This is a genomic window from uncultured Candidatus Puniceispirillum sp., from assembly GCF_963979125.1.
Classification (GTDB): domain Bacteria; phylum Pseudomonadota; class Alphaproteobacteria; order Puniceispirillales; family Puniceispirillaceae; genus Puniceispirillum.
This window is the reverse complement of the sequence record NZ_CAXBVX010000083.1, coordinates 1-8,636: the sequence shown is the minus strand read 5'-3', so window position 1 is coordinate 8,636 and position 8,636 is coordinate 1. Positions and strand designations below refer to the sequence as shown.

Below are 8,636 nucleotides of genomic sequence, written 5' to 3'. Positions count from 1 at the left end.
ATCGCTGTGCAGGCGTAAGGCCTCGGCAACCTGTTGACCAATATGCAATGTCGGGGTGAGTGACTGACCAGAATTTTGGGGAATGAGAGCCAATCTTCCCCCTCGGATTGCCTGTAGGTCATCGCGGTCAAGTTTGAGCATATCAACGCCATCAAAACTTACACTACCGTCAAGAGCACGAAGACCACGTTTGAAATAGCCAAGCGCGGCAAGGGCTAGCGTGCTTTTACCGGAACCGCTTTCACCAACAAGGCCAACACTCTCGCCGCGTTTGATGGTAAGGCTGACATCGCGTAGCACTTTGATCACCTTGCCGGAACGGCTGGAATAGCCAATCGACAAATTCTTGATATCAATAAAGGCTTTTTCACTCATGCTACATTGGTGCCTTTTGTGCACGATCAATACCCAGCGCTTTGGCGAGGGCATCTGCGGTTAGGTTAATGCCTATAATTAGCGACGAAAGTGCGATCACGGGACCAATGACACCCCATGGTGCAAAGGACATGAAACCGCGCGCATCAGAAATCATCAAACCCCAGTCTGGTGTCGGTGGTGACACACCAAAGCCCAAAAATGACAATGACGAAAAGGCTAACAACATCCACGACCACCGCATGGCGCCTTCTACCATCAGCGTATCAAGCACGTTTGGTAGTAATTCACGCCATATAATGCTGATCCGGCTGTGCCCCCGGGCTTTGGCCGCCCATACAAAATCGCGGGCGATCACATCATGGGTTGCGGCACGGGCAATGCGAATGACAGGAATTCCATAGAAAAAGGCCAGTGTTGGAATGAGTACCTCGACACCACTGCCAAAGGTCACGATCAGTACCAGCATTTTCAAAATCCAAGGTAGCGACAGAAACGCATCGACAACCCGCATTAGCACTTCGTCAAGCCGTCCGCCAACCAAACCAAAAAGAATACCTGTAAAACCGCCCCAGATAACCGCTAGTGGGGTTGCTACACCAGTTACCAATAATGCCTCGCGTCCACCCATTAGGGTACGGGAAAATACATCCCGACCAAGATGGTCAGCCCCAAGCCAGTGAATATTGTCAGGTGCCGAAAGCATGAGAGCAGAATTCTGCAATTTAAAATCAAATGGGATTATGTAAGGGCTAATCAGCGCCAGCACAACATGGAACAGAACCAGCGACAAGCCAATCGCGCCTGACGGTCGCGATACAAGATCTTTGAGAACTGTAATCGCACGGAAGCTGGATTCGGTTTTTGGGGCGAGTGCTACAGCCATTAGTTTCTCGTATACATGGTGCGTAGTTTCGGATTGGCGATCATGGTGAGTAAATCTGCAGCCAGATTGACACAGACATAGACGCTGGCCACAATCAGCGCAATTGATTGCACTACAGGCAAGTCGCGGTCTGAGATTGAGTCGATCATTAGCCGGCCAAGCCCGGGATAGTTGAACACCACCTCAATCACAACAACACCACCAAGTAGCCACGCAATCGTTAAAGCAACAACATTAATCGCTGGCAACAACGCATTTGGCAGAGCATGACGGAACACCATCTGCCAATAGGGAACACCTTTTAGTGTTGCCATCTGCACATAATCACTTGCCATGACTTCGATCACGGATGAGCGTACCATCCGCATGATATGCGCGCACATCACCAGCGACAGTACGATCACAGGTAACAGTATTTCAGGAAAAAATTCAGATGCTGGCGCACTAGCAGATGTTAAGACGATACCTGGTAACCATCCCAGCCAAATGCTGAAAATCAATATAAGCAAAGTTGCCGAGACAAATTCTGGAATGGTCATAGCAAAAATAGCTAATGTCGAGACAAATAAATCTGGCAGTCGATCCCGCCACAGGCCAGTAATTACCCCAAGGAAAAGTGCCAATGGCACGCCTACACCCATAGCGCATAGCGCTAGTAAAAGTGAGTTTTTCAAGCGGTCGCCAACAATTTTGCTGATTTCTGTTTTACCATCGACGGCAAGGCCAAGGTCGCCTGTAACCGCGCCGCCAGCCCATTCGCTAAAACGGTCAATAGCGGGACGATTAAGGTCAAGATCCTTGCGGCATTGGGCCAGCAATTCGTCATCCGCCTGATATTCGCCCAGATATTGAGTGCAGGCGTCTCCGGGAAGTATTTCCACGCCAGCAAAAATGATTAAAGACACCAGACAAACGGTAACAAGGCCCAGAAAAACGCGTCTTATCAACATGAATAGCATGTATGATGTCCCCCCGTTTGGGTAAAAACCCACTAATTCAAAAGCTTTTATTATGAAGGCCAGTGGAATTCCGAGATTGTTTCGGGATCAACACTGGCCCACATTTCAGTTTGTAGCCTGTTTACCTAGACTTGTTTAAAACCTGACTATTTCACTGTCACTTTGTGCCAGCGAATAGTGTGGTTTTCAACAGCATCGATGCCACTTACCCGATCATTCATCACATATAGCTTTGAAACATGATAGGGGATCAATGTGCCAGCGGTTTCGTAAAGATGCTCCTGCGCTTTTACATAAAGAGCTTTACGCTTGTTAAAGTCCAACTCACGGCGGGCATTGCCAAGCAAGGCGTCAAAGGCCTCATCCTTGTAATAGGACTCGTTCCACTTTGCTGTAGAAAGATAGATCTCATGCAATGCGGAATCAGCAGGACGCTCATTCCAGCGCGTTGCTGAAATTGTCTTTTGCATCCATGTGTCACTCCAATATCCGTCTGATGGAACCTGCTTGATGGTTACACGGATTCCAGCTTCAGCAGCCTGTTGCTGATATGCCTCGGCAAGAATTGGCCAAGTTGGCTCCAATGTTGCGACATAAACCTCAACATCAATACCATTTGGATATCCCGCATCGGCCAACAATTTTTTTGCTCCGGCAATGTCCTGAGGACATTTTATGTCAGCATGATACTGGTCATCAGGCTTTACGGGTGTGTCACAAGCAACTGTAGCTGCCCCACCCATAATCAGTTGAACTAGATCTTCTCGGTCAGCTGCCATACGCACAGCCTGGCGAACGCGTACATCGTCAAATGGTGCAACGTCGGTGCGGAACACTAGACCACGCCAGTTTCCTGTTGGCACTTCCATAAGCTTGAATTTGCTACTACTAGCGAACATAGGCTTTTGCTGATTTGTCACAGTGTTTTCAAAATCAATCTGACCACCAAGCAAGGCCTGCATACGTGCCTGTCCATCACCGATGCCAATGATTTCCATTTTGGCAACGCCTGGTGCGCCTTCCCAGTAATCCATATTGGCTTCTAGCTTGGTGACGCCGGCAGCATCATAGCTGACCAGTTTGAATGGGCCGGTGCCAATGCCTGAAGTAGCGATTGAGTCACCAGATCCTTCAGGAATGATGCGAAGTCGATAGTCCATCAATTGCAAAGGCATGTCGGCAAATGGTGTCGATAGTGTGAATTTAACAGTCATACTATCCAAGGCTTCCATTTTTTCGATCATCTTGATCGCGGAACGCGCTGGTGACTTGTTTTCTGGATTTAGAACACGGTTTAACGTGTACAGAACATCATCGGCGTCAAAGCTGCTACCATCATGGAATGAGACACCGCTACGAAGCTTTACTGTCCATTCTGTAGCCGCGGCATTCGAACTCCATGATGTTGCTAGGTCAGGGCTTGGTGACCCTTGCATGTCTGGACGAATGAGACGACTCATTAGCTTTTCGGTGATTTGCATCACGCGGCCACGTGAAGCAGGGTCAAGACTGGACTTGTCACCATAGCCATATTCGTGAGCTTGTCTGAATGTGCCATTTGGCGCTGCTATTGCGCTTGTTCCGCCGATTAGCAGAACCATTGCTGATGCTATTAGCAGTTTTTTCATTGAAGTTCCTCCTTAATAAAACGTTCGTCAGGCTTGTCCAAAAGACGCCTGCTTCTACTGTAGATTGATTTGGAATTAAACCAGAGCCTGACTCTGCGGATTCCCCATCAAATGTATTTTCATTTCTAAGTATGGATTTACCATTTAGTTATAACAACTAAAATTTATGAATATATTTATACGGAAAATGTATAAATTGCTTTTTTATATGCAAATTGCGTATTCTATCCGCATCAACTAAAGCAAGCAGAAAAAGGTTTTTTAAAAATGGTGCGTACTGGTGCGTTCATAGATAGCGTCCATATTTTTGCAGTGGGCGGCGGCGGGTTCACCCATGAACAAACACCCAAAAATGAAGATCACATACTCGAGGATTATCTGCTAGCTCTTACATTGCCACACCCCAATATCGGTTATATCGGTCATGCCAGCAATGATGACCCTGATCGCATTAAAGCTTTTTATGCCTGTTTTAAAGGAATTGCAAAAACAAGCCATTTGCCAATTATGGCTGATTTAAAAGCCGCAGAGGCATTTGTCGACGGTCTTGATGTTCTGTATGTTGGTGGTGGTTCAACGCTGAAAATGCTATCACACTGGCGCCAAACGGGAATTGATAAGGTGCTTCTGAATGCCGGACAGCGCGGCATGATCCTGTCTGGTGTTAGTGCTGGTGCGATTTGTTGGTTTGATAAATTGTTACTTAGCACACAAGATGATGACTATATTCTGGCTGACGGCCTTGGGCTTGTAGGTGGTAGCATTTGTCCACATTATAGGAATGAACCCCATCGCAAGGCTGCTTATGAGGCTCAAATTGTGGCTGGAAATCTACCTTCAGGTTTGGCAATTGATGATGGTGTAGGGGTTTATATAAAGGATGCCGTTGTATTAGACATTATCAGAGCTGGTATTGGTAATGCCTATTTAGTGACGAGTGACAAAACTTGCCATGAGCAAAAGAATGCAAGTGGACAGGGAATGGCATGTAACGTGTCAATTCTTGAAATTGGATATGAATTGGTCTTTTAAAAGCCTTGTAACAATGGTGTCAACAGGCTCAGCAATAGGGTAGCCAGATTAATGGGTAAGGGGTCGTGAAATGATAGATGAGGCTATAGCGGGGTCGTCTGGACGTAGCCGTCGCCGAAGGGGGGCAAAACAGGTCGTGAACTCCACAGCGTCTTTACATGGCCAGCGCATTATTGGCCAAGGGGGAAGTTTTAACCCCTTAAGCTCTGAAGGGATTGACGCTGTGCATGAGGCTGCATGCGAATTGCTTGCCATGACTGGCCTAAGCGAGGCACCAGAAATAGCTATACAGCTTGTCAAGGCGGCAGGCGGCAGCCTTAGTGAAGCTGGACGACTGTTGTTCCCGACGCCGCTTGTCGAGGCGGCTATTAAGGGATTGCAGAGAGATTTTATACTGCATGCCCGGATTGATAATAATGATTTACTGCTCAACCAGAATAAGGTTTATGTGGGTACCGGTGGGGCGTCACCGCAGCTATATGATATGCAATTAGATAAGTACCGCGCTTCGTGTCTCAGCGATCTTTATGATGCTGCGCGCCTTGTTGATACGCTTACACATATTCATTTCTTCAGTCGCCCTCTAGTGGCGCGTGACATGACCGATGCTAGACGCCTTGACGTGAATACCGCCTATGCCAGCCTTGCAGGTACGCAAAAGCATGTCTTTACAGGCGCCAGCAATACACAATCTGTGCGCGATATTGCCACAATGTGTTACGAGCTTGCTGGTTCAAAAGAGATATTTCAGGAGCAGCCGTTTCTAACGCTTAATGTCAATCATGCAGTCCCGCCAATGCGATTTGATGCTGACTCTGTTGATGTTTTGATTGAGGCTGTGCGGTGTGGCATTCCGGTGTCGGTGAATACATTTGGCCAGCTAGGTGCCTCTAGTCCTGTTACCATTGCTGGCTGTGTTGCTCAAACTACTGCAGAAACACTAGCCGGAATGGTGATTGTATGGCTTGTTGATGAACAGGCAAAAGCTGTTTTTGGTCCTCGCCCCATGATCACTGATCTTCGAACTGGCGCAATGGCTGGTGGGAGTGGCGAGCAGGCTATGCTGACCGCAGCGGCGATTCAGATGGCTCGACATTATGGCCTTCCTTCATCAACCATCGCCGGTGCAACTGAGAGTAAAATACCAGATGCACAAAGCGGTTATGAAAAATGCTTGACCGTCAGCCAGACGGTACAAGCTGGAGCCAATATTGTCACTCAAGCTTGTGGAGCGCAAGCTAGCCTCATGGGTATTTCATTCGAAGCGATGGTTATCGATAATGATATGCTTGGCTGTATTCTGCGTGCAACAAATACATTAGATATAAGTTCGCAAATGGTTTCAGCCAGCAAAATCGGTACAGTGGCAAGCGGTGTTGGGCATTTTCTTGGTGAGGCAGATACCTACGCACGGATGCATTCTGATTTTCTCTATCCTGGCATTGCTGACCGGAAAGCGATTGATGTTTGGGAAGCTGCAGGTAGCCTTGATATAAGACAAGTGGCGGCAAATCATGCCAAAGCTGTTTTGGAAAATTATCGACCATTTCATATAGATGCCGCAAGCGATGCTGTCCTCAGAGATTTATTGCCAATTGAGTTGGTGGTTTGACGATTTAACTGTTTTTAGTGGTAGCCTGAACAACCGGGTCATTTTCAAACGCTGAGATCAAAAAATCAGCTAGACGCCTTGTATCTTTTGTCATTGTATCAACACCACGGGTGATGATAGCGATATGATATTGTAATTTTTGTAATAAAGGACGGATCATCACGCCACTGTTATTCACCGCCATTTTTGCTGAAAACGGATCAATGATAGCAGGCACCCCGGTCTCGCGAACCAATGCCGCGGCTGTTAGCAGGTTAGCGACACTGTAACGGGCATTTTTTTGAAGTTTTTCTGATAGAGCGGCGTCCATTCCTTGCATTTCTAAGGGATAGACATCACCGAAAGTAACAAATTCCTGATCATTAGAAATTGTTGACAGATCCAGCTTGTCTTGAGATTGCGCAAGGGGATGGTCAGTTGGAAAAAGACCTACATAATTGACCACGGTCTGGTACAGGATGTGAACGCCTTCATAAGGTGGCGAGCGTGAAACAATACCCAGGTCGAATTGTTGCAATTGCACGGCGTCAACAATGGCTGGGGTGTTACGTGTATAAATAACGGTATGCGTTTTATCATCATTTTGCCGCATCTGTCCTAGAACTCTAGGCAGCACTGATACTGAAAATGTTGGAATGACGCCAACCGAAATCTTGCCGATTGTATCTTGACGGATTGCGGTTGCCAGATCATCAAGCCTTTCGATGCTGATAAAGGCACTTTCTACTGCCAGATGGAAACGTCTTGCTTCAACGGTGGCGACAATCCCACGCCCTTGGCGCATGAATAAGGCAAAGCCAAGCTCCGTTTCAAGTTCGTGGATTAACCTAGTCACGCTTGGTTGCGACACTCGCATATGTCTGGCAGCGGCGGTAATTGTGCCATGCTGCATGACCATGTTGAAGGCTTTTAGTTGCTTGAAATTCATAACAAACCTCTTTTTAAAACTATAACTTTTTTATATTAATTCATTCAATAATTTTATTTGTGTTATAAATTAAATGTTTGTTAACATCCAGAATTATAGTCAATTATATGTCATTAGGCTTGTCTCATAAAAAAGGTATTAACGTGTCAAACAGCTTGTTTTCAGTGGAAGAGGCACGTCAGCTTGCCAGAAAACGTCTACCAAGAATGATGTTTGATTTTGTTGACGGTGCATCAGGTGATGAAAGCCTATCTGATCTTAACAGCCGTGCATTGGATGAAATCAGGCTGATGCCCCGGGTTTTGGTTGATGTTGCTGACCGTGATCTTTCGAGCAATATTCTGGAGCAGGAAACGGGTCTGCCTTTTGGAATTGCCCCTATGGGGATGTGTGCCTTGTCGTGGCCAGGTGCCGATCAGCATATGGCGCGCGAAGCAGCCGCGCGAAGAATTCCGTTATGTGTTTCCACTGCTTCTTCGTCAACACTTGAACAAATTATAGAAGATGCCGAAGGTCATGCTTGGTTTCAGCTTTATGCTGACCAATCAGGTGATTTTGTTGATGAATTGATCGAACGTGCAAAGGCCAGTGGGTATAAGGTTTTGATCCTTACTGTTGATGTGCCTATCCCATCTGTTCGCACGCGTGATCTGCGCAATGGTTTTACATTTCCCATGCAGTGGGGGCCGCGCCAGATTTGGGATTTTGCAACACATCCGCGCTGGTCCTTAACCACTGTTTTGCAATGTTTTGTAGCGGGCATGCCGCGCCCTATGAACTATGTTACCTCAACACAAGGCACCAAATTTATTCGTAGCGCTAGCCGTGGGCGAGCCAACTGGCATTTTCTTGAAATGTTGCGTGATCGCTGGTCTGGTAAATTGGTGGTCAAAGGCGTGCAGTCACACCAAGATGCTATCCGGATCAAAGCTATGGGCGCTGATGCTATTTATGTGTCTAATCATGGCGGGCGGCAACTTAACGCTGCGCCAACAACAATTGAGTCCCTCAAAGTCATTAGGCAGGCTGTGGGCGCGGATATGCCACTTATTTTTGATGGCGGCATTCGTTCTGGTGAGCATGTGATTAAAGCACTTGCATCAGGGGCTAATTTTGCCATGGTTGGACGAAGCGCCATGTATGGTCTTGGTGCTGGCGGAGGGTCTGGGCTTGCAGATATTTTGGATGTAATTAGTAATGAAGCTAGTTCCGTCAT

At 47.0% G+C, this 8,636-nt stretch carries 8 protein-coding genes; 3 read left to right on the top strand and 5 right to left on the bottom strand.

Annotated elements, in window-relative coordinates; all coding sequences use genetic code 11:
* The 4 genes from ABNT28_RS08465 to ABNT28_RS08450 all read right to left on the bottom strand — a co-directional run.
* A partial coding sequence (locus ABNT28_RS08465; protein WP_348721383.1) for an ATP-binding cassette domain-containing protein occupies positions 1 to 375 on the bottom strand: 375 nt, incomplete at its 3' end.
* Between the two features lies 1 nt (position 376).
* Positions 377 to 1,261: an ABC transporter permease gene (locus ABNT28_RS08460; RefSeq protein WP_332923826.1), complete on the bottom strand. Its 885-nt coding sequence runs from the start codon at positions 1,259 to 1,261 to the stop codon at positions 377 to 379.
* Positions 1,261 to 2,220 (bottom strand): ABC transporter permease, encoded by a 960-nt coding sequence (locus tag ABNT28_RS08455; RefSeq protein ID WP_332923825.1) that lies wholly within the window; start codon positions 2,218 to 2,220, stop codon positions 1,261 to 1,263. Before ABNT28_RS08455 ends, ABNT28_RS08460 begins: the two co-directional genes overlap by 1 nt.
* Positions 2,221 to 2,366: 146 nt before the next feature.
* Complete coding sequence (locus ABNT28_RS08450) at positions 2,367 to 3,848, bottom strand: ABC transporter substrate-binding protein (RefSeq protein WP_332923824.1); 1,482 nt, start codon at positions 3,846 to 3,848, stop codon at positions 2,367 to 2,369.
* A gap of 267 nt (positions 3,849 to 4,115) precedes the next feature.
* Between ABNT28_RS08450 and ABNT28_RS08445 the strand changes: the two genes are divergently transcribed.
* Together ABNT28_RS08445 and ABNT28_RS08440 are read left to right on the top strand one after the other, a co-directional pair.
* Positions 4,116 to 4,880, top strand: a complete 765-nt coding sequence (locus tag ABNT28_RS08445; protein ID WP_332923823.1) for a peptidase E — start codon at positions 4,116 to 4,118, stop codon at positions 4,878 to 4,880.
* A 70-nt stretch (positions 4,881 to 4,950) separates the two neighbouring features.
* Entirely contained in the window at positions 4,951 to 6,492 is a 1,542-nt protein-coding gene (locus ABNT28_RS08440; RefSeq protein ID WP_332923822.1) for a trimethylamine methyltransferase family protein, read from the top strand.
* Positions 6,493 to 6,496: 4 nt separating this feature from the next.
* On the opposite strand, the gene ABNT28_RS08435 is transcribed toward ABNT28_RS08440, so the two are convergent.
* The gene (locus tag ABNT28_RS08435; RefSeq protein WP_332923821.1) at positions 6,497 to 7,420 is read right to left on the bottom strand and encodes a LysR family transcriptional regulator; all 924 of its coding nucleotides are present in this window, start codon (positions 7,418 to 7,420) and stop codon (positions 6,497 to 6,499) included.
* A 143-nt stretch (positions 7,421 to 7,563) separates the two neighbouring features.
* Between ABNT28_RS08435 and ABNT28_RS08430 the strand changes: the two genes are divergently transcribed.
* A partial coding sequence (locus ABNT28_RS08430; protein WP_348721382.1) for an alpha-hydroxy acid oxidase occupies positions 7,564 to 8,636 on the top strand: 1,073 nt, incomplete at its 3' end.